The organism is Amycolatopsis bartoniae, from assembly GCF_014191255.1.
Taxonomy (GTDB): domain Bacteria; phylum Actinomycetota; class Actinomycetes; order Mycobacteriales; family Pseudonocardiaceae; genus Amycolatopsis_E; species Amycolatopsis_E bartoniae.
On sequence record NZ_JACHWH010000001.1, the window covers coordinates 1,179,859 to 1,199,731 of the forward strand.

At 70.6% G+C, this 19,873-nt stretch carries 18 protein-coding genes, 1 tRNA gene and 1 pseudogene; 13 read left to right on the plus strand and 7 right to left on the minus strand.

From position 1 onward, the window contains the following. Positions 1-193: 193 nt before the first annotated feature. From FHX82_RS37635 to FHX82_RS36820, 4 genes and pseudogenes are all read left to right on the plus strand, one after another. Positions 194-529: pseudogene (locus tag FHX82_RS37635) on the plus strand (hypothetical protein); the annotation flags it as partial. Between the two features lie 127 nt (positions 530-656). Then, positions 657-980 carry a hypothetical protein gene (locus FHX82_RS37640; RefSeq protein WP_311733300.1) on the plus strand — a complete coding sequence of 108 codons (324 nt, stop codon included), beginning with the start codon at positions 657-659 and terminating at the stop codon, positions 978-980. 72 nt (positions 981-1,052) lie between these two features. Beyond that, on the plus strand, positions 1,053-1,202 hold the full coding sequence (locus tag FHX82_RS37645; RefSeq protein WP_183176491.1) for a hypothetical protein: 150 nt from the start codon (positions 1,053-1,055) through the stop codon (positions 1,200-1,202). A 42-nt stretch (positions 1,203-1,244) separates the two neighbouring features. Then, positions 1,245-2,030 (plus strand): hypothetical protein, encoded by a 786-nt coding sequence (locus FHX82_RS36820; RefSeq protein ID WP_229881474.1) that lies wholly within the window; start codon positions 1,245-1,247, stop codon positions 2,028-2,030. Positions 2,031-2,199: 169 nt separating this feature from the next. Here the strand turns inward: FHX82_RS36820 and FHX82_RS05810 are convergent. The 3 genes from FHX82_RS05810 to FHX82_RS05820 all read right to left on the minus strand — a co-directional run bounded on the left by FHX82_RS05810 (position 2,200) and on the right by FHX82_RS05820 (position 3,255). Continuing rightward, positions 2,200-2,271: transfer RNA gene (locus FHX82_RS05810), tRNA-Val, on the minus strand. Between the two features lie 41 nt (positions 2,272-2,312). After that, the gene (locus FHX82_RS05815; protein ID WP_145936736.1) at positions 2,313-2,774 is read right to left on the minus strand and encodes a peroxiredoxin; all 462 of its coding nucleotides are present in this window, start codon (positions 2,772-2,774) and stop codon (positions 2,313-2,315) included. A gap of 52 nt (positions 2,775-2,826) precedes the next feature. Further along, positions 2,827-3,255 (minus strand): DUF3052 domain-containing protein, encoded by a 429-nt coding sequence (locus tag FHX82_RS05820; RefSeq protein ID WP_145936737.1) that lies wholly within the window; start codon positions 3,253-3,255, stop codon positions 2,827-2,829. A gap of 387 nt (positions 3,256-3,642) precedes the next feature. On the opposite strand from FHX82_RS05820, the gene aceE reads away from it, so the two are divergent. The 3 genes from aceE (at position 3,643) to FHX82_RS05835 (ending at position 9,468) form a co-directional block, all read left to right on the plus strand. Then, entirely contained in the window at positions 3,643-6,453 is a 2,811-nt protein-coding gene (gene aceE, locus FHX82_RS05825; RefSeq protein ID WP_145936738.1) for a pyruvate dehydrogenase (acetyl-transferring), homodimeric type, read from the plus strand. A 58-nt stretch (positions 6,454-6,511) separates the two neighbouring features. Next, the gene (locus tag FHX82_RS05830; RefSeq protein WP_145936739.1) at positions 6,512-7,723 is read left to right on the plus strand and encodes an alpha-hydroxy acid oxidase; all 1,212 of its coding nucleotides are present in this window, start codon (positions 6,512-6,514) and stop codon (positions 7,721-7,723) included. A 131-nt stretch (positions 7,724-7,854) separates the two neighbouring features. Continuing rightward, positions 7,855-9,468, plus strand: coding sequence for an L-lactate permease (locus FHX82_RS05835; protein WP_145936740.1), 1,614 nt, complete (start codon positions 7,855-7,857; stop codon positions 9,466-9,468). Here FHX82_RS05835 and FHX82_RS05840 read toward each other — a convergent pair. Beyond that, entirely contained in the window at positions 9,449-10,081 is a 633-nt protein-coding gene (locus FHX82_RS05840) for a nicotinamide mononucleotide transporter family protein (protein WP_145936741.1), read from the minus strand. The two genes, FHX82_RS05835 and FHX82_RS05840, sit on opposite strands and share 20 nt — an antisense overlap. 488 nt (positions 10,082-10,569) lie before the next feature. On the opposite strand from FHX82_RS05840, the gene FHX82_RS05845 reads away from it, so the two are divergent. The 5 genes from FHX82_RS05845 to FHX82_RS05865 all read left to right on the plus strand — a co-directional run bounded on the left by FHX82_RS05845 (position 10,570) and on the right by FHX82_RS05865 (position 15,405). Beyond that, positions 10,570-11,769 (plus strand): PucR family transcriptional regulator, encoded by a 1,200-nt coding sequence (locus FHX82_RS05845; RefSeq protein ID WP_145936742.1) that lies wholly within the window; start codon positions 10,570-10,572, stop codon positions 11,767-11,769. Positions 11,770-11,917: 148 nt separating this feature from the next. Then, entirely contained in the window at positions 11,918-12,832 is a 915-nt protein-coding gene (locus FHX82_RS05850; RefSeq protein ID WP_221215648.1) for an ACP S-malonyltransferase, read from the plus strand. Then, on the plus strand, positions 12,829-13,803 hold the full coding sequence (locus FHX82_RS05855; protein WP_145936743.1) for a beta-ketoacyl-ACP synthase III: 975 nt from the start codon (positions 12,829-12,831) through the stop codon (positions 13,801-13,803). Before FHX82_RS05850 ends, FHX82_RS05855 begins: the two co-directional genes overlap by 4 nt. 72 nt (positions 13,804-13,875) lie before the next feature. Further along, complete coding sequence (locus FHX82_RS05860; RefSeq protein WP_139099344.1) at positions 13,876-14,121, plus strand: acyl carrier protein; 246 nt, start codon at positions 13,876-13,878, stop codon at positions 14,119-14,121. Positions 14,122-14,157: 36 nt separating this feature from the next. Next, positions 14,158-15,405 (plus strand): beta-ketoacyl-[acyl-carrier-protein] synthase family protein, encoded by a 1,248-nt coding sequence (locus FHX82_RS05865; protein ID WP_145936744.1) that lies wholly within the window; start codon positions 14,158-14,160, stop codon positions 15,403-15,405. A gap of 53 nt (positions 15,406-15,458) precedes the next feature. Here the strand turns inward: FHX82_RS05865 and FHX82_RS05870 are convergent, their stop codons facing one another. The 3 genes from FHX82_RS05870 to FHX82_RS05880 all read right to left on the minus strand — a co-directional run bounded on the left by FHX82_RS05870 (position 15,459) and on the right by FHX82_RS05880 (position 18,270). Further along, positions 15,459-16,055, minus strand: coding sequence for a hypothetical protein (locus tag FHX82_RS05870; RefSeq protein ID WP_229881556.1), 597 nt, complete (start codon positions 16,053-16,055; stop codon positions 15,459-15,461). A 73-nt stretch (positions 16,056-16,128) separates the two neighbouring features. Next, complete coding sequence (locus FHX82_RS05875; protein ID WP_145936745.1) at positions 16,129-16,632, minus strand: DUF3145 domain-containing protein; 504 nt, start codon at positions 16,630-16,632, stop codon at positions 16,129-16,131. A gap of 192 nt (positions 16,633-16,824) precedes the next feature. Then, a complete protein-coding gene (locus FHX82_RS05880; RefSeq protein ID WP_145936746.1) occupies positions 16,825-18,270 on the minus strand; it encodes a S8 family serine peptidase in 1,446 nt (481 codons plus the stop codon). A gap of 183 nt (positions 18,271-18,453) precedes the next feature. Here FHX82_RS05880 and FHX82_RS05885 point away from each other — a divergent pair, with 183 nt between their 5' ends. After that, positions 18,454-19,869: a hypothetical protein gene (locus FHX82_RS05885; protein WP_183176493.1), complete on the plus strand. Its 1,416-nt coding sequence runs from the start codon at positions 18,454-18,456 to the stop codon at positions 19,867-19,869. Positions 19,870-19,873: the final 4 nt, after the last annotated feature.

The following is a 19,873-nucleotide window of genomic DNA, read 5'->3' on the forward strand; positions in this document are numbered from 1 at the left end:
TGACCACCGCTCCCGCCAGCGCTACGGGGATCGAATTGGGATGTGGTGGCTCTATCGGCATGTCGTCGAGCCTCACACGTCGGAATCTTGGTCGCATGCCACCGAACGGAGCAACTGATCATGCCCGCCCCTCGTGCCCTGTCCTCGGTGCCGGAGCAGCCCGCGCAAGACGCGCTGGACCGACGCCGAACTCATGGCCGTCGACTTCCCCGAGCCGCGGTGGGCCGTGCGACCCCGCGCTCAACGCCACCGAAGTCGAGCGCGGACCGGGCCTCTACTGCGCGCTGGAGGACACCGGACGGCGCCTGCAGCGTCGACGTCGGCAGATGCTCGCGGCCGGAGGCCGGGCCACGTCGCTGCTGACGCTGGAGACCGCGTGCCCGACGATGCGCACGGCGGCGAGGCCCTGCTGTGCGAGTGGCTCGACGCCAACCCGCACGCCCGGCTGGTCATCATCGACACCTTCGCCAAGATGCGCGGCGCCGACCCGCACGGCATGTCCGCCTACGCCGCCGCCGTGCGGTTCAAGACGCTCGCCGACCACTACGGCGTGCCGTTCCTGCTCATCCACCACGTGCGCAAGCAGTCCGCCGACGACTTCCAGGACCTCGTGTCCGGCACGAGCGGCCTGACCGGTGCGGGTGGATGCCACGTTGGTGCTCAAGCGCTCCCGCGGCCAGGCGGACGGCGTGCTGCACGTGACCGGCCGCGACGTCGAAGAAGCCGAGTACGCCATGAGCTTCGACGCCACCTGCGGCGCCTGGGCCAAGCTCGACGGCCCCGCCGGCGACTACCAGCTGCACGACACCCGCGCCCTCATCGCCCGCTTCGTGCGCGACCACCCCGGCAGCAGGCCCACGGCCATCGCCGACGCACTGCAGCTCAAGCCCAACCGTGCGCCAGACCTGCTCGCGCATGGCCAAGGACAGCCAGCTGCACGCCGCGCCGAACGGCGCCTACTTCCCGCCCGGCGGCAGTGACAGCGACACCACCCCGGAGGCGTCACAGCTGTCACTCCGTCACTCACCCGACCCTGACCAGGGAGAACACCTGTGACGGCCCGAGTGACACCACACCCGCCCGTCACGCCCGCCCAGCCGACCGCCAGACAAAGGGGGAACGCGATGGACACGCCGCAGCCGGTGCCCGAACCGGTGCTCTACCGGGTCGAAGAAGCCATGCGGCTGCTCTCGATGAGCTGATCCGTCATCTACGAGCAGATCCGCTCCGGCCGCCTGCTCTCGGTGGCGAAGCGGCGTAGCAAAGGTGACGGCGGGATCCGTTGGTTCGAAACACGGCAACGATGGATCGCTGAAATCACGGTTGGATACACGGCCTCCGGCAAGCGAAAGGTCAAGACAGCCACCGCTGGGACCAAGACCTGGGCCGAAGAGAAGCTCAAAGAGCTGATTCGAGACCTTGACGACGGCGTGCCGATCGCAGACCACGCCTACACCGTTGGCCAAGCTGTCGAAGACTGGATGACCTACGGCCTGAGTGGTCGCGACGAGGACACCATCAAGACCTATCGATACCAGGTGGATCGACACATCAACCCGCACATCGGCGCGAGGAAGCTTCGCGAACTGGCCGCCGAAGAGGTCGAGAAGTGGCTAGCCGACCGGGCAACAGTGCTCAGCACGAGGACTCTACGAATGCTCCACTCCATACTCAACCGCTCAGTCAAGCGGGCGATGAAGCGCGACAAGGTGAAACGAAACGTGGTGGACCTGTGCGACGTGCCCGCCGGGCGGGATGGACGCCCCTCGAAAGCGCTCACCTTCGATCAAGCAATCAAGGTGCTGCAAGCGGCCGAGAATGCTGATCGGCGCTCGAACGGAAGAACTGCGAGCACCGACCTGGGATCACCTCGATTTGAATGGCGACAACAACGCCGTACCGCCGGTTCCACGCTCCATCAGCGTTTGGCGGCTCCGACTCCACAGCTTCGTCTCGCTACTGTCGAGCGCCAAGGTCCCGATCGAAGACATCGCACGGCTCGTCGGCCACAACGGCACCGCTGTCACTGAGCTGGTCTACCGCCACCAGATCCGGCCTGTGATGGAGGAGGGCGCGACCGCGATGGATCGCATCTTCGCCCGGCGGTCCCGCGAGGCGTAGTCAGGCAGATAGTCAGGCATCCGCCGGAGGGGGTGCCTCCCACCCGGGAGACACCCCCTCCGACCTGCGTAAACACTGTGGGCGCAGCAGGGTTCGAACCTGCGACCCCTTGCTTGTAAGGCAAGTGCTCTTCCGCTGAGCTATGCGCCCTTGCCCCGGTGGCGCCCCCAAAGGCACCACCGGGGGAAAGATCACGCCGCCAGTTCGGCGACCGCCTTCTTCCACGCCGACTGGTCGCGCGGCTCTCCGGGCTGGTTGACCTCCGCGAAGCGCACCACGCCCTCCTTGTCGATCAGGAACGTGCCGCGCAGTGCCAGACCCGCGTCGGAGTTGAAGACGCCGTACGCCTTCGCCACCTCGCCGTGCGGCCAGAAGTCCGACAGCAGCGGGAACTGGTAGCCCTCCTGCTCGGCCCACGCCTTGAGCGAGAACGGCGTGTCGACCGACACACCGATCACCTGCACGCGGCCGTCGTAGTCGTCGAACTCGTCCCGCAGCTGGCACAGCTCACCGGTGCAGATACCGCTGAACGCGAACGGGTAGAACACCAGCAGCACCGGCTTCTCACCCTGGAACGACGACAGGCTCACCTGCTGCTTGTTGTAGTCGTTGAGCGTGAAGTCCGGGGCCTTCGAACCGACCTCGACAGCCATACTGGCACACCTCTCCCGTCTCGCCTGACCTCTGCGAGCCCAACCTTACCGGTCAGCGCTTCGACTTCGACTTCGGTGAGACGAGTTTGGTCCCGGCCCAGTTCGGGCCCACGCTGATGTTGGACGTCTGGGCGAGCCCGACCGTCGGCACCGCCTCCGCGATCTCGCTCGGCTCGACGTGCCCCGGCTGCCCGGTCTTGGGGGTGAGCACCCAGATCACCCCGCTCTCGTCCAGCGGCGATCGGGCGTCCATGATCGCGTCGACCAGGTCGCCGTCGTCCTCGCGCCACCACAGCAGCACGACGTCGACGACCTCGTCGGCATCCTCGTCGAGGAGCTCGCCGCCGATCTGTTCTTCGACCGCCGCACGCAGGTCGTCGTCGACGTCCTCGTCCCAGCCGATCTCCTGAACCACCATGTCCGGCTTGATGCCGAGCCTTTCGGCGACGCTGCGGTTTTCAGCGTCTCCTGCGGCGACCACTGCTTTCACTCCTCCAACTACGACGGGTGACCGGCCGGTCCCGGGCACTCGGATACACGATGGGGCTAGCGAACACGCCCGCGGCGCGCGGCGCAACCGTCCACACCGGATCTCTCCCAAGTCGTTTCCCACGGTGAGCGGGTCCCAACCGTCCGGGCACCCCTTTTCGACCCGGCATTCGGAGCACCCCGGCACCCCGTGACCTAGGGTGGAGGGGTCGCGCGCGCGTGCGCGCGTGCGCGCAGTATGAGAATTCGTTCACGGCACCGGCAAACGTTACCGCCCAGTAGCGATGACGGAGGCCCCGAAAAAGACGACGATGTCAGCAGGGACCCGCCTTGCCCGGCGGGCCCCTGAACACGAAGTGACAACTGGCGAGGAGATCCCTTGGCCCCCCGAAAAGACCAGGCCGCTAGCGCTGGTGCCGGCACCCGGCAGGCGCCGGCACGGGTACGCGTCATCCGTGACGGATTGGCCGCGCACCTGCCGGACATCGACCCCGAGGAGACCGCCGAATGGCTGGACTCCTTCGACGAGGCGCTGGCCCGTGGCGGACAGCAGCGGGCTCGTTACCTGATGTTGCGGATCCTGGAGCGTGCCCGTGAGCGCAACATCGGCGTCCCGCCGCTCACGGCCACCGACTACGTGAACACCATCCCCACCGAGAACGAGCCCTGGTTCCCCGGCGACGAGGAGATCGAGCGCCGGTACCGGGCCTACATCCGGTGGAACGCCGCGATCATGGTGCACCGGGCGCAGCGGCCCGGCGTCGGCGTCGGCGGGCACATCTCCACGTACGCCTCCTCGGCCGCGTTGTACGAGGTCGGCTTCAACCACTTCTTCCGGGGCAAGGACCACTCCGGTGGCGGCGACCAGATCTTCATCCAGGGCCACGCCTCCCCCGGCATCTACGCGCGCGCCTACCTCGAAGGCCGGCTGTCGGAGCAGCAGCTCGACGGCTTCCGCCAGGAGTACTCGCACGCGGGCGAGGGCGGCGGCCTGCCGTCGTACCCCCACCCGCGGCTCATGCCGGACTTCTGGGAGTACCCGACGGTCTCCATGGGCCTCGGCCCGATGAACGCGATCTACCAGGCGCGCTTGAACCGCTACCTGCGCGACCGCGGCATCAAGGACACCGACGACCAGCACGTGTGGGCGTTCCTCGGCGACGGCGAGATGGACGAGCCGGAGTCGCGCGGCCTGATCCACGTCGCGGCGGGCGAGGGCCTGGACAACCTGACCTTCGTCATCAACTGCAACCTGCAGCGGCTCGACGGCCCGGTGCGCGGCAACGGCAAGATCATCCAGGAGCTCGAGGCGTACTTCCGCGGCGCGGGCTGGAACGTGATCAAGGTCATCTGGGGCCGCGAGTGGGACGCGCTGCTGTCCGCCGACCGCGACGGCGCGCTGGTCAACGTCATGAACACCACGCCGGACGGTGACTACCAGACGTACAAGGCCAACGACGGCGCCTACGTCCGCGAGCACTTCTTCGGCCGCGACCCGCGGACGAAGGAGCTGGTCAAGGACCTGTCCGACGCCGACATCTGGAACCTCAAGCGCGGCGGCCACGACTACCGCAAGGTGTACGCGGCGTACAAGGCCGCGATGGAGCACCACGGCCAGCCGACGGTGATCCTGGCGCACACCATCAAGGGCTACGGCCTCGGCCCGTCCTTCGAGGGCCGCAACGCCACCCACCAGATGAAGAAGCTCACCCTCGACGACCTGAAGCTGTTCCGCGACGCGCAGCGCATCCCGATCAGCGACAAGGAGCTGGAGGAGAACCCGAAGCTCCCGCCGTACTACCACCCGGGCAAGAACTCGCCCGAGATCGAGTACATGGTGGGGCGGCGGCGCGCGCTGGGCGGGTTCCTGCCCGAGCGGCGCGCCAACCGGGCCAAGGCGCTGGTGCTGCCGGGCGACAAGGTGTACGAGGCCGTCCGCAAGGGCTCGGGCAAGCAGGAGGTCGCCACCACCATGGCGTTCGTCCGGCTGGTCCGCGAACTGGCCAAGGACAAGGAGATCGGCGCGCGGATCGTGCCGATCATCCCGGACGAGGCCCGCACCTTCGGCCTCGACTCGATGTTCCCGACGGCCAAGATCTACAACCCGCACGGCCAGACGTACACCTCCGTGGACGCCAACCTGATGCTGGCGTACAAGGAGTCCGAGCACGGCCAGCTGCTGCACGAGGGCATCAACGAGGCCGGGTCCACGGCCTCGTTCACCGCGGTCGGCACGTCGTACGCCACGCACGGCGAGCCGATGATCCCGATCTACATCTTCTACTCGATGTTCGGTTTCCAGCGGACCGGCGACGGGCTGTACGCGGCGGCGGACCAGATGGCGCGCGGCTTCGTGCTGGGCGCCACCGCGGGCCGCACCACGCTGACGGGTGAGGGTCTGCAGCACGCCGACGGGCACTCGCTGCTGCTGGCGCACACCAACCCGGCCGTGGTCGCGTACGACCCGGCCTGGTCGTTCGAGATCGCGCACATCGTGCGGGACGGCCTGCGGCGGATGTACGGCGAGACCGGCCCGGACGGCAACGGCGAGAATGTCTTCTACTACCTGACGATCTACAACGAGCCGTACCAGCAGCCGGCCGAGCCGGAGAACCTCGACGTGGACGGGCTGCTCAAGGGCCTGTACCGCTACGCCGAGGCGCCCGCGGGCGACGGGCCGCAGGCCCAGATCCTGGTGTCCGGCGTGACGATGCCGGACGCGCTCAAGGCGCAGCGCCTGCTCGCCGAGGAGTGGGGCGTGCGGGCCGCGGTGTGGTCGGCCACGTCGTGGTCGGAGCTGCGCCGCGAGGCCGTCGAGGTCGACCGCGACAACCTGCTGCACCCGGCGGACGAGCCGCGCGTGCCGTACGTCACGCAGGCCCTGCAGGACGCGGCGGGCCCGATCGTGGCGGTGTCGGACTGGATGCGGGCGGTGCCGGACCTGATCCGCCCGTGGGTGCCGAACGACATGATCACGCTGGGCACCGACGGGTTCGGCTTCTCCGACACCCGGCCCGCGGCGCGGCGCCACTTCCTGGTGGACGCCGAGTCGATCGTGGTCGCCACCCTGGGCGGGCTCGCCCGCCGCGGCGAGGTCGACCAGGCGAAGGTGGTGGAGGCGACGCGCAAGTACCGCCTGCACGACGTCTCGGCGGCGGGGCCGCAGCTGTCCGACTCCGGCAACGCGTGACCAGTGGGCGGGCATCCGGTTCCCCGGATGCCCGCCCACTCTTTCGAGGGGAAGTGACTTGACGAAGAGGCGCCTGCCCAAGCCGTCCGAACTACGCGAGATCCTCCGCCCGAAACCGTTCGTGCTGGACCCCACCGAGCGCAGGCTCGGCCGCGCCCACACGATCCCCGACCTGCGCACGATCGCGCGCCTGCGGACGCCGCGGGCGGTGTTCGACTACACCGACGGTGCCGCGGAGCTGGAGGACAGCCTGCGGCGGGCGCGGCAGGCGTTCCGCAGGGTCGAGTTCCACCCCAACGTGTTGCGCGGGGTCGCCGACGTGGACACGAGCACCACGGTGCTCGGCAAGCGGTCGGCGCTGCCGTTCGCCTTCGCGCCCACCGGGTTCACCCGGGTGATGCACCACGAGGGTGAGCGGGCGGTCGCGCACGTCGCGCAGCGCGAGGGCATCCCGGTCTCGCTGTCGACGATGGGCACCACCTCGATCGAGGACGTCGCGGCGGCCGCGCCCGAGGCCCGCAAGTGGTTCCAGCTGTACGTGTGGCGCGATCGCGGCGCGGGGCTGGACCTGATGCGCCGGGCGCACGAGTCGGGCTTCGACACGCTGCTGCTGACCGTCGACACCCCCGTCGGCGGCGCGCGGATGCGGGACGTGCGCAACGGCCTGACGATCCCGCCGACGCTGACCCCGCGCACGTTCCTCGACGGCGCGATGCACCCGGCGTGGTGGTTCAACCTGCTCACCACCGAGCCGCTGCAGTTCGCGTCGCTGTCGTCGTGGGGCGGCACGGTCGCCGAGCTGATCAACCACATGTTCGACCCGGCGCTGAACTTCGACGACCTGGCGTGGGTGCGCGAGAACTGGCCCGGCAAGCTGGTGGTGAAGGGCATCCAGAACGCCGACGACGCGCGGGACGTGGTGAAGCACGGCGCCGACGCGGTGCTGTTGTCCAACCACGGCGGCCGCCAGCTCGACCGCGCGCCGACGCCGCTGGAGCTGCTGCCCCCGACACTCGACGCGGTGAACGGCGACGCCGAGGTGTGGCTGGACACGGGCATCCTCTCGGGCGGCGACATCGTCGCGGCGATCGCCCAGGGCGCCACCACGTGCCTCGTCGGGCGGGCGTACCTGTACGGCCTGATGGCCGGCGGGGAACGCGGCGTGCAGCGGTGCGTGGACATCCTGCGGACGGAGATCGTCCGGACCATGCAGCTGCTGGGCGTCCGCACGATCGACGCGCTACGGCCCAGCCACGCGACACTGCGCTGAAGGGGCGCGACACGGCGGAAACCGGCTCATCTCGGTGAGCGGAACATCCCGCTTGACCGATCAGCACCGGCTGCTCATGATCTCAACGCTCTGACGGAAACGGCTTTCCGCATCGCGAAAACGAGGTCGGCATGTTCGTGCAGGAGCTCGCCCCGCTCGCCGGGTCACTCGGTCTTTCGGCGCTCGTCGCGGTCCTTCCCCTCGCGACGGTGCTCGTCCTGCTCGGCGGCGTGCGCATGCGGGCCCACCACGCCGCGCTCCTCGGCCTCCTGGTCGCCCTCGTCGTCGCCGTCGCGGTCTACCACATGCCCGCCGTCCAGGCGATCTCCAGCGGGCTGCAGGGCGCCGCGTTCGGGCTGTTCCCGATCATGTGGATTGTCGTCAACGCGCTGTGGATCTATCGGATCACGGTCCGCACCGGGCACTTCGACGTGCTGCGCCGCTCGTTCGGCCGCGTCTCCGACGACCCGCGCATCCAGGGCCTGCTGATCGCGTTCTGCTTCGGCGCGCTGATGGAGGCCCTCGCGGGCTTCGGCGCGCCGGTCGCGATCAGCTCCGTGATGCTCGTCGCGCTCGGGTTCACGCCCGTGCGCGCGGCCGTGCTCGCCCTCGTGGCGAACACCGCGCCGGTCGCGTTCGGCGCGATGGGCACACCGGTCGTGACGCTCGCGCAGGTCACCGGCATCCCGCTGGACACCGTGTCGTCCATCGTCGGGCGCCAGACGCCGCTGCTGTCACTGTTCGTCCCGCTGCTGCTGGTGATCATCGTCGACGGCAGGCGCGGCCTGCGGGAGACGTGGCTGCCCGCGCTCGTGTGCGGCATCGCGTTCGGCGCCGTGCAGTTCGCCGCGTCGAACTACGTGTCCGCGCAGCTCGCCGACATCGGGGCGGCGCTGGCCGGGACGGCCGCGCTCGTGGCGCTGCCCTCGACGAGGAAACCCGCCCGCGAAGAGGTGCGCACGTCGGTGCTCACGGGCGTCGCGACCGAGACACTGGACCGGCCGGAGGACCGCGGCGAGGTCGTCCGCGCCTACCTGCCGTACGTGCTCATCATCGTGATCTTCTCGCTGGGCCAGGTGCCGCCGGTCAAGCGGCTGCTGGACGCCGTGACGTGGAAGTTCCACTGGGCCGGCCTGAACGTCGCCGCGCCGAACGGGAAACCCGTCTCCGGCAACACGTTCTCGCTGCCGTTCCTCAACACCGGCGGCACACTCGTGCTCATCGCCGGCATCCTGACCGTCGTCGCGCTGCGGGTGACGGCGCGGGACGCGGTCCGCGAATGGGGCGCGACCGTGCACGAGCTGCGGCTCGCGATCCTGACCGTGACCGCCGTACTCGCGCTGGCCTACGTGATGAACCTGTCCGGCCAGGCCACCACCATCGGCTACCTGATCGCCGGCGCCGGCGCGGCACTCGCGTTCCTGTCGCCGGTGCTGGGCTGGTTCGGGGTCGCGGTGTCGGGCTCGGACACGTCGTCGAACGCGCTCTTCGGCGCACTGCAGGTCACCGCCGCCCACCAGGCCGGGCTGTCGCCCGAGCTGCTCGCCGCGGCCAACAGCTCGGGTGGCGTGCTCGGCAAGATGATCTCGCCCCAGAACCTCAGCATCGCCTGCGCCGCGGCCATGCTGCCCGGGGAGGAGGGCACGCTGCTGCGCAAGGTGCTGCCGTGGAGCGTCGGGCTGCTGGCCGTGATGTGCCTGATCGTGGTCGGCCAGAGCACGGTGCTCAGCTGGATGCTGCCGTGACCCTGGTGCGGTTGCGGGTGGCCGACCGGTTCCAGCTCCACCAGCCGTGGATGACCAGCGCCGCGAAGACCACGTAGATCGCGGCGGAGAAGTACAGGCCGGAGGCGATCTGCAGCGGCACGCCGACCGCGTCGACGGCCAGCCACACCAGCCAGAACTCCACCAGCCCCAGCCCCTGCGCGCCGAACGCGACGAGGGTGCCGACGAAGATCGCGGCGTCCGGCCAGGGCGCCCACGACGCGTTGAGCGCGTCGAGCAGCAGCGCCATCGCCACGGTGCCCACGGCGAAGAGCCCCGCCATGCTCAGCCGCTCGGCGAGCCTGCCCTTGCGCACGACCACGCCGTAGACCGGGTCCTTGCGGCGCGTCCACGCCCACCAGCCGTAGAGCGAGATGACGAGGATGGCGACCTGCCGCGACGCGAGGCCGCCCAGGTGGGCCGACGTGTAGACCGCGAACAGCAGGACGGTGGCGCCGACCTGCACCGGCCAGGTCCAGAGCGTGCGCCGCTCGGCGAGGAACACCACGGCGAGCGCGCAGATCTGGCCCACGAGCTCGGCGATGGAGATCCACTGCCCGAAAACGGTCAGTCCGTGCTCCAGCAAGAAGTTCACGCCTTCGTCAACCCCTCCGGCTCGACGGTGATTCCCCGTCCGGGTCCATCTCACGACCTGGACGCAGCACGATCGGGTGAGTCAGGTAGCGGTGAAAACCTAACCAGGTCCATAGTGGACCTACCGGTGGGGACCGGGGAGATGAGGCCGCCCGGCGCAGCGCAAACCGCAAGCGCCGGGCGGCCTCGCATATGCTCACCGCTTCGCGGTTCGCATCCATGGGCCTGCGCTTGCCTCGCACTTGGGGGGGCCGAGCCCCCCAAACCCCCACGGTGCGAGCTCCTCCCGACCCGGCGTGCGGGCGTTGGAAATTAACCAGCACGGCGCCAGGCGTCCCGAAACCGCCGTGGCGCATCGCACGAGCACGGTTCGGCCGCGGCCAGGGGTGTGATCCCGCAAACTTCGCCACCAGCAGGCCGCACCAACCGCCAGGTTCGCCACCGACCATGCAAATTCCGCAAGTACCCGGGCATACGATCGTGGGCATCATGACCCAGACGAACGCCCGGTCCTTCCCGCCGCCTGCGAAGCACCACGGCCTTTCCGCCAAGACCCTGCGCCGGCTGGACCGCGCGTCCGGGCGGCTGGCCTCGGCGAGCGTCGCCGCCATGGAACAGCGGCTGCCGTGGTTCACTCGGCTGCCCGCGGACCAGCGGGCGAGCGTCCTGATGATCACCCAGACCGGCGCCGCCGGGTTCGTCGACTGGCTGCGCGACTCGCAGGAGGCCCTGAAGCTCACCAGCGAGGCCTTCCGCAGCGCCCCCCAGGAGCTGTCGCGCTGGATCAGCCTCCGCCAGGCCGTCGGGCTCGTCCGGATGGCCATCGAGGTCTTCGAAGAGGAGCTGCCCGCCTTCGCCGCCACCGACGCCGAACGCGCCTCGCTCATCGAGGGCATCCTCCGCTACGGCCGGGAGATCGCCTTCGCCACCGCCAACTCCTACGCCGCCGCCGCCGAGGCCCGCGGCGCCTGGGACGCCCGGCTCGAAGCCCTCGTCGTCGACGGGATCGTGCGTGGGGACGCCGAGGAAGCCGTCCTGTCCCGCGCCGCGGCGCTCGGCTGGGATCCCGCCACCGCCGCGACCGTCCTCGCCGGGCCGCCGTCCTCCGAGGACCCGCCCACCGTCGTGTTCGAGGTGCGCCGCCTCGCCGCCCGGCTCAGCAGGCCCGTGCTGCTCAGCGTCCAGGGCTCCCGGCTCATCGTCGTCGCCGGCGGGCCCGAGGACGACGTCGGCAAGCTCGCCGTCGCGTTCGGGGACGGGCCCGTCGTCGCTGGTCCCACCGTGCCGAGCCTCGCCGAGGCCCACCGCAGCGCCGCCGAAGCCCTCTCCGGGCTGCGCGCCGTCGTCGGGTGGCCCGGCGCGCCCCGGCCGGTCCGCTCCGCCGACCTGCTGCCCGAGCGCGCCCTGTCCGGCGACGCCGAGGCCGAGCGCCTGCTCATCGAGGAGATCGCCCAGCCGCTCGAAGCGGCGGGCCCGACCGTGCTGCAGACGGTGGAGGCGTACCTGGAGTCCGGCGGGGTGCTCGAAACCTGCGCGAAGACGCTGTTCGTGCATCCCAACACGGTGCGTTACCGGCTGCGCCGCGCCACGGAGCTCACCGGCCGCAACCCGCTCGACCCGCGGGACGCCCTGGTGCTGCGCATCGCGCTGATGGTCGGCAGGCTGGCCCGCGCCCGCGGGCTCTGGTGAGCGAACTCACTGCCTCCACTGCCCGAACCATACAAGGGATTCTCGTTCGGGATGCCGCAGAACCCGCGAGCTTTAGAGGGTTCCCACAAAATCGTGGCACGGACTTGGTGACGGCCAGCATGCCGACCAAGCGCACCGACCGTGTTCCCTGGCAGACGTGACAGCTCTCCTCGCTCCCGGACAGGGGTCCCAGGCCCCCGGCATGTTCACCCCGTGGCTCGAGCTCGCCGGCACCCGCGACAAGCTGCGGCGCTGGTCCGAGCGCGCCGGCCTCGACCTCGTGCACCTGGGAACCGAGGCCGACGCCGAGACCATCCAGGACACCGCGATCACGCAGCCGCTGATCGTCGCGCTGTCGCTGCTGGCCTACGAGGAGCTGGAGAACGTCCCGGCCGACGCGCCCGTGGCCGGGCACTCCGTCGGCGAGCTGGCCGCGGCCGCCATCGCCGGGGTGCTGTCCGCCGAGGACGCCGTCGCGCTCGCCGCCGTCCGCGGTGCCGAGATGGCCAAGGCGTGCGCCGCCGAGCCCACCAGCATGGCCGCGGTCATGCTGGGCGAGCCGGAGCAGGTCGTCGCCTGGCTGGAGGACAACGGCCTGACCGCCGCCAACCGCAACGGCGCCGGGCAGATCGTCGCCTCCGGTGCCGCCGACGCGATCGAGCGCATCGTCGCCGAACCGCTGGCGGGCACCAAGGTCCGGGCGCTCAAGGTCGCGGGTGCGTTCCACACCGCGTACATGGCTCCGGCCGAGGAGGCGCTGCGCGCCCACGCCGGGCAGGTCACCGTCTCCGACCCGACGCGCCCGCTGCTGTCCAACGCCGACGGCGGCGTCGTCACGAGCGGCGCGGAGTACCTCGACCGGCTGGTCAAGCAGGTCACGCGGCCCGTGCGCTGGGACCTCACGATGGACGGCCTGGTCGGCCTCGGCGTCACCGCCACCGTCGAGCTGCCGCCGGCCGGCACCCTCACCGGGCTGGTCAAGCGCCAGCTCAAGGGCACGGTCACCACCACCGTCGCGCTGAAGACCCCGGCCGAACTGCCGGCCGTCAAGGAGACTCTGTGACTACTTTGCGCCTGAAGCAGGGCCCCGCCGCCACGCGCGTGCTCGGGGTGGGCAGCTACCAGCCCGAGCGGCGGGTCACCAACGACGAGCTGTCGAAGATCATGGAGACCACCGACCAGTGGATCCGCGACCGCGTCGGCATCATCGAGCGCCGGTTCGCCGAGAAGGACGAGCTGCTGGTCGACATGGCGGTCACGGCGGGCCACAACGCGCTGGCCGACGCCGGTGTCGAAGCGTCCGAAGTGGACACCGTGATCGTGCCGAACTGCACCATGCCCTCGCCGATCCCGAACGCCGCCGCGCAGGTCGCCGACCGGATCGGCGTCAAGGCCGCCGGCGCGTTCGACCTCAACGCCGCGTGCGCGGGGTTCTGCTACGGCCTCGGCGTCGCCTCCGACCTCATCCGCTCGGGTTCGGCGGGCAAGGTGCTGGTGATCGGCGCCGAGAAGCTCACCGACGTGGTGGACCCGGTGGACCGCGCGAACGCGATCATCTTCGCCGACGGCGCGGGCGCCGCGGTGGTCGGTCCGTCCGACGAGCCGGGCATCGGCCCGGTGGCGTGGGGCAGCGCGGGCGACCTGGTGGACACGATCTACATGCGCGAGCACCGCTTCATCTACCAGGAGGGCCAGTCGGTCTTCCGGTGGGCGACCACGCAGATCGCGCCGATCGCCTTCCGGGCGCTGGAGCTGGCCGGGCTCGAACCGTCCGATGTGGACGTGCTGATCCCGCACCAGGCGAACCTGCGCATCGTCGAGGCGATCGCGAAGAAGCTGCGGGCCAAGGGCGCCCGCGAGGACATGCTGGTGGCCGACGACATCCGCTACTCGGGCAACACCTCCTCGGCGTCGATCCCGATGGCGCTGGACCACATGCGCAAGGCGGGCACCGTGAAGAGCGGCGACGTCGTGCTGATGGTCGGCTTCGGCGCCGGACTGTCCTACGCCGGACAGGTCGTCATCTGCCCGTGATACCACTTACCCCGGCGGGCGCCCGCCCGCCGGGGTGATCGAGCCCGAACAACCAGGAAAGGGAAACCAACAGTGGCGGACAAAGAAGAGATCCTCGCCGGCCTCGCCGAGATCGTCGAAGAGGTCGCCGGTGTCGCGCAGGACGACGTGAGCTCCGAGAAGTCGTTCGTGGACGACCTCGACATCGACTCGCTGTCGATGGTCGAGATCGCGGTGCAGGCCGAGGACAAGTTCGGGGTCAAGATCCCGGACGACGAGCTCGCCAACCTCAAGACCGTGGGTGACGCCGTCGACTACGTCGCGGCGAACTCGAAGTAAGCATCCTCTGAACACGATTCCTCGGGGAGAGGTCACATGAGCAACATCGACGTCGTGATCACCGGGCTGGGTGCCACCACGCCGCTCGGCGGGGACGTCGCGTCCACCTGGGACGGCCTGCTCGCCGGTCGCAGCGGCGTCCGCCGTATCGAGGCCGACTGGGTCGAGAGGTTCGACCTGCCGGTGAAGATCGGTGCGGCTCTCGCCGAGGAACCGACGGAGAAGCTTCCGCGTGTCCAGGCACGCAGGCTCGACCGGTGCGAGCAGATCGCCATCATCGCGGCGCGGCAGGCGTGGGCGGACGCCGGTTTCACGGAGCCGACGGACGAGCACAGCGACGTCGAGCCCGAGCGGCTCGGCGTGTCCATCGGCACCGGTATCGGCGGCCCGGTCACCCTGCTGAACCAGGACGACCTGCTGGAGGAGCACGGCATCCGCAAGGTGTCGCCGCTGACCGTGCCCATGCTGATGCCCAACGGCCCGGCCGCGCACGTCAGCATCGAGCTGAAGGCCCGCGCCGGGGTGCACGCGCCCACCTCGGCGTGTGCCTCCGGTGCGGAGGGCATCGCCAACGGCTACCAGATGATCCAGAACGGCCGCGCCGACGTGGTGGTCGCCGGTGGTGCCGAGTCGTGCATCCACCCGATCACCATCGCCGGGTTCGCGCAGGCCCGCACGGTGTCCACGAACAACGACGACCCCGAGCACGCCTCGCGGCCGTTCGACACCGACCGGGACGGTTTCGTCCTCGGTGAGGGCGCGGGCGTCGTGGTCCTGGAACGCGAGGACCGCGCGCGGGCCCGCGGGGCGAAGATCTACGGCAGGCTGTCGGGCTACGGCATCACCTCCGACGCGTACCACATCACCGGCAACCACCCCGAGGGCATCGGTCAGGTCGCGGCCATGACCCACGCGCTGCGGATGGCGGGGCTGACCGCGCAGGACGTCCAGCACGTCAACGCGCACGCCACCGCCACGGTCGTCGGTGACATCGGCGAGGCGAACGCGATCCGCAAGGCGATCGGCTCGCACCCGGTCGTCACGGCCCCGAAGGGCGCGCTCGGCCACCTGGTCGGCGGTGCGGGCGCGGTCGAGGGCATCGCGACGCTGCTCGCGATCTACCACGGCATCGTCCCGGCGACGCTGAACCTGAACAACCAGGACCCGAAGGTCGAGCTGGACGTGGTGGCCGGGGAGCCCCGCAAGGGCGACTTCACCGCCGCGATCAGCAACTCGTTCGGCTTCGGCGGCCACAACACGGCGCTGCTGTTCACCGCCGCGTAAGCGTTTCCCCCGAGGACGGCCGGTTCCCCCTTCCGGGGAGCCGGCCGTCCGTTTCAGCAGCGGGCGACTTCCGGCGTGGTGTACCCGGCGACGGAATCCACTCGCCAGTGTCCCTGTTCGATGGTCACCGGCAGGCTGAGCTTCCACTGCACGCAGGCGGCGCCGGGCAGCTCCGCGGGGGCCGACGCCGCGTCCTGGACGCTCGTGAAGCCCACCAGCACCCGCAGGTCCTGCGCGGTGATCGTGTCGATGCGGTAGACGAGGATGCTGCCGTCCTTCACGGACTGGTAGTCTTTCAGCCACTCCGCGCGCGACTTCGCCTGGATGCGCGCCCTCGTGACCGTGGTCTTCCACTGGTCGTAGTCGCGGTTGTTGATCGAGTCGAAGTACGTCTGCAGCAGCTGCGAGATCGCGTCGTGCTGCGGATGCGCGGCGGCGTCGGGCGTCAGCTCGACCGTGCCGGGCCCGGGCTGCTGGTCCGGCGGCCGCGCGGTGGAGGTCGGCAGCGCGAGAATGGCGTCCGGCTGCTGGTCCGGCAGGCGGTAGAGCTCCCTGGCGAGCAGGCCACCGCCGACCATCAGCGAGACGACCACGACCAGGACGGGCAGCAGCCAGCGATGGGCGTTCGGGGGAGCCGGCACTGCTGACACATCGGCAGCGTAGTGGTTAACGCTGTTTTACGCGCGCGACCACCCGATGTTCGGCCGTGTCCTGCCCGACGTCTCACCCCACCCGGTGCAGCCAGGTGACCGGGGCGCCGTCGCCGGCGTGGCGGAACGGTTCCAGCGCCTCGTCCCAGTTGGTGGCCAGGAGCTCGTCCACGCGGTGCGCGAAGGCCTCGCCCGCGCGGGCCTGGCTCACCAGGGCACGCAGCTGGTCCTCGCCCACCACGATGTCGCCGTTGGCGCTCGTCCGCCCGTGCCACAGGCCGAGCCCGGGCGCGTAGCAGTACCGTTCGCCGTCGACCCCGGGACTGGGGTCCTCCGTGACCTCGAAGCGCAGCATGGGCCACGCCTTCAGCCCGGCGGCCAGTTTCGCCGCCGTGCCTGCGGGCGCGCTCCAGTTGCACTCGGCACGGAGCTGGCCCGGGGCGGCCGGCTGTGCCGTCCACCGCAGGTCCACTCGGGTCCCGAGGGTGCCCGAAATAGCCCACTCGACGTGCGGGCACACCGCAGACGGCGACGAGTGGACGTACACCACACCACGGGTGTTTCCACGGGTGCTCACTGCTGACCTCCGCTACTCGACGAGGGGCGTCTTCCCCTACGACCTCGCGAGCTCGAACGTCTGCTGTGCCCTGGTGCGGCTAGAGCACATTGTGCACCGTGATCACCCATTTGGCCACACGAACCTCACCCGTCGCAGGCACCACTTCCGTGTGGGGCGCTCCCGGCGCACCGGCAGCGCCCCGACCGGCAACTAGGCGCCGAGGGACTGCGCGGCCGCGACCGTGTCAACGAGCCCGGTCCCCTTGTCGTAGCTGGAAGTGTAGGGGCCGACGGACTCGTAGGCCGCACCGTTCGCGTACTTGTACGCCGTCGACTTGATCGCGTTCTCGATGTCGGCGGGCGTCGCTGCGGGATCGGCCTGGAACAACTGCGCGACGATCCCGGTGATCTGCGGCGTGGCCATGGACGTCCCGCTGATCACGTTGTAGGTACCGATGTCCAGTGGGCCGGGCCCGTTCTCCGGCTGCAGGCCCTGCGCGCAGATCACCAGGTACGGGCGGCACGAGGACAGGATGTTCTCGCCGGGCGCGGAGACGTCGGGCCACGTCGCCGGGTCGGTCGCCAGGCCGCGGGAGGAGAAGTCGGACACCGTGCCGTCGCGGGTGCCGGTGCCCTGGTCGTTGTAGGACGCCACGGAGATCACGCCCGGCGTCGGGTCCTGACCGGGCGGGTTGGACAGGTTCTCGGTGCCGTCGCCGCCGTCGTTCCCGTTGGCCCACACGGTGACCACGCCCTCGGCGGCCAGCGCGCGCTGGAGCTGCACGGTGGCCGAGTTCGGGTCGAACGTGCCGCCGCCGCTGGGGCCGTAGGAGTTGTTGACCACCTTGATGGGCGGGCAGGTACTCGCCGGCACGCCCGCGCCGCACGGCGCGGCGTGGTTCTCCAGCACCCAGTTCAGCGCGGCGTCGGTGCCGAGCACGAGGATCGCGAGCCCGGTGGAGATGGCGACGATCTTCGAGCCCGGCGCGGAACCACCGACCCGGGTGCCGTCCGGCAGGGTCAGGGCGTTGCCCGCGGCGATCCCGGTGACGTGGGTGCCGTGCCCGCCGAGCGAGGTGGTGTCGGTGTCGAGCGACGTCGGCACGTCGACGATGCACGAGGTGTCCGTGCCGTCGAGGCACAGGCTCTTGAGGTTGCGCACCACGCGCGTGCCGTCCGGGCCCTGGAAGGCCGGGTGCGTCGGGTCGACGCCAGTGTCGATGATCGCGACGGAGACTCCGGTGCCGTCGAGCGCCGTGCCGTTCGCGCCGGTGAGGGTGGTGCGGGCTTCCGCGCTGCGGGTGGCGGTGGTGCCCGTGCTGCCGTACGCCACGAGCGGGTCGTTGTTCTCCACGTACGTCACGCCGGGCGCCTGGCGGACCGCGCGGACCTGGGCGGCGGAACCCTTCGCGGCGACGACGCCGATCTTGGCGAAGCGGGTGACCTCGGTGAGTCCTGCCTTGTGCACGGCCTGCGCGGCGGTGCCGACGTCGGCGGCGTGCACGAGCGTGGTCAGCTGCGTGGCCGGGGCGGCCGTGGACAGCAATGCGTTCAGCGACCCTGAAACGGGCGCGAGCGGGGTCTGCGCGGTGGCGGTGGGGGCGAGGACGATCGGGAGGGCGAGTACGGCGGCGGCTAGTGCACATCTTCTGCGCATCGGCTTCTCCTCGGGTCGGCGGGCAGCCGTCCTCCTAACGAGGAGCACACGCTTGAGTGACGACGGTCACTGTGCGCCAGAATCCGGGCAGACGGAGGATGGGATTTTCACACTGCCGGGCCAGTGGACCATCACTGCGCGCTAGCGTAAGCAGCCAGCAGCCACCGTCAGGGGGAGGTTCAGGTGCGGCTCGTCCGGCTCGGGCAACAGCCGTCTCGCGTGGCCGACGACATCCGCGCGGCGCTCGCGTCACTCGGCCGGGGGAACACCGTCGTCGGCGGGGTGGCGCTGGTCGGGGTGCGGCCGATCCCGTCGGTCCGCAGCGTCGACGCGGTGGTCGTGCTGCCGCGCGGAGTGGTGGTCGTGCTCGGCGTGGACCTGCCCGAACCCGCGATGAAGCTCGAAGCGCCGCTGGCGGGGGCGTGGCGCGCGGACGGCTGGCCGCTGCCGGCGCAGGACCACGCGGTCAACCCGGGTGCGCCGAAGCTGGCGCTCGCGGAGTCGATCGCGAAGCAGCTGCGGCCCAGGGTGCCCGCGGAGCTGCCGATCGGCACGATCCTCGCGGTGGGGCCGTTCGTCGACCAGGTGGACCAGCCGCCCGCCGACGTCACAGGCGCGGTCCGGGTGCTGCACCCGACGGCGACGCACATGCTCGCGGCCACCGTCTCGCTCGCGTCCGCGCCGAAGCCGTGTTCGGTGGAGGAGGCGCGCGCACTGTTGAAGGCGCTGGCTCCGGAAGCGCCGCCGATTTCCGACGAGGCGTTGCGCGCGGAAGGTTTCGGCGCCTTCGCGGAAGAGCCCGAGGCGACGGAGAAGCTGGCGCCACCGAAGCAGGCACCGAAGGTCACGAAGAAGATCGCGCCTCCGCAGCCGGAGCCCGAGCCCACGGAAAAGATCGCGCCACCACCGCCGCCACCGCCGCGCCCTCCGGTGAAGGCGCGTCCGCAGCTGCCGCCGCCGCGGCCGATCGAGGTGACGGCGCCGGTGCCGCGGGTCACGGCGGCGGTGCCGGTGCGGATGCCCGTGCAGGAGAAGCCGCGGACGGTGCGGTGGCTGCCGATCGGGGCGATCGGCCTGCTGGCGGTGCTGCTGGTGACGGCGATCGTGCTGGCGACGACGAGCGGGGGCGATCCGGAGACCGCGCCCCCGCCGCCGCAGCAGGTGGTGCAGGGGATTCCGCTGGTGCAGCGCGCGGCGGCGACGGACGCGCAGTGCGCGGCGCACGCCGTCGGGGATCTGCAGGTGAGCCTGCAGCACGGCGGCTGCGCGAGCATGACGCGGGCGAGCTTCGAGGCGACGGTGGGCGGCAGGCCGGTGGCGGTGTCGCTGGCGGTGGTGTCCTTCGCCGACGCGACCAAGGCAACGGCGTTCAAGAAGGCTGCGGACACCCCGGGCGGCGGCAGCGTGACCGACCTGGCCGGGGAGACGGGCAAGTGGCCGCGCACACCGCGCTTCGACGGCACGGCGGCCTACCTCAGCTCCGCCAACGGCACCACGGTGCGTCTCGTGCTGGCAGCCTGGTTCGACCAGCCCTCGACGGCGAACGACCCGGCCCTGCTGCAAGCGGCGCAGGCCGCTTTGGGCGCGAAGGTTTCCTGAGGAA

Coding starts and splice junctions, on each gene's coding strand:
- FHX82_RS05815 (WP_145936736.1), bottom strand. CDS start 2,774: ATGGCTGTCGAGGTCGGTTCGAAGGCCCCGGACTTCACGCTCAACGAC.
- FHX82_RS05835 (WP_145936740.1), top strand. CDS start 7,855: ATGTTCGTGCAGGAGCTCGCCCCGCTCGCCGGGTCACTCGGTCTTTCG.
- FHX82_RS05865 (WP_145936744.1), top strand. CDS start 14,158: ATGAGCAACATCGACGTCGTGATCACCGGGCTGGGTGCCACCACGCCG.
- FHX82_RS05845 (WP_145936742.1), top strand. CDS start 10,570: ATGACCCAGACGAACGCCCGGTCCTTCCCGCCGCCTGCGAAGCACCAC.
- FHX82_RS05880 (WP_145936746.1), bottom strand. CDS start 18,270: ATGCGCAGAAGATGTGCACTAGCCGCCGCCGTACTCGCCCTCCCGATC.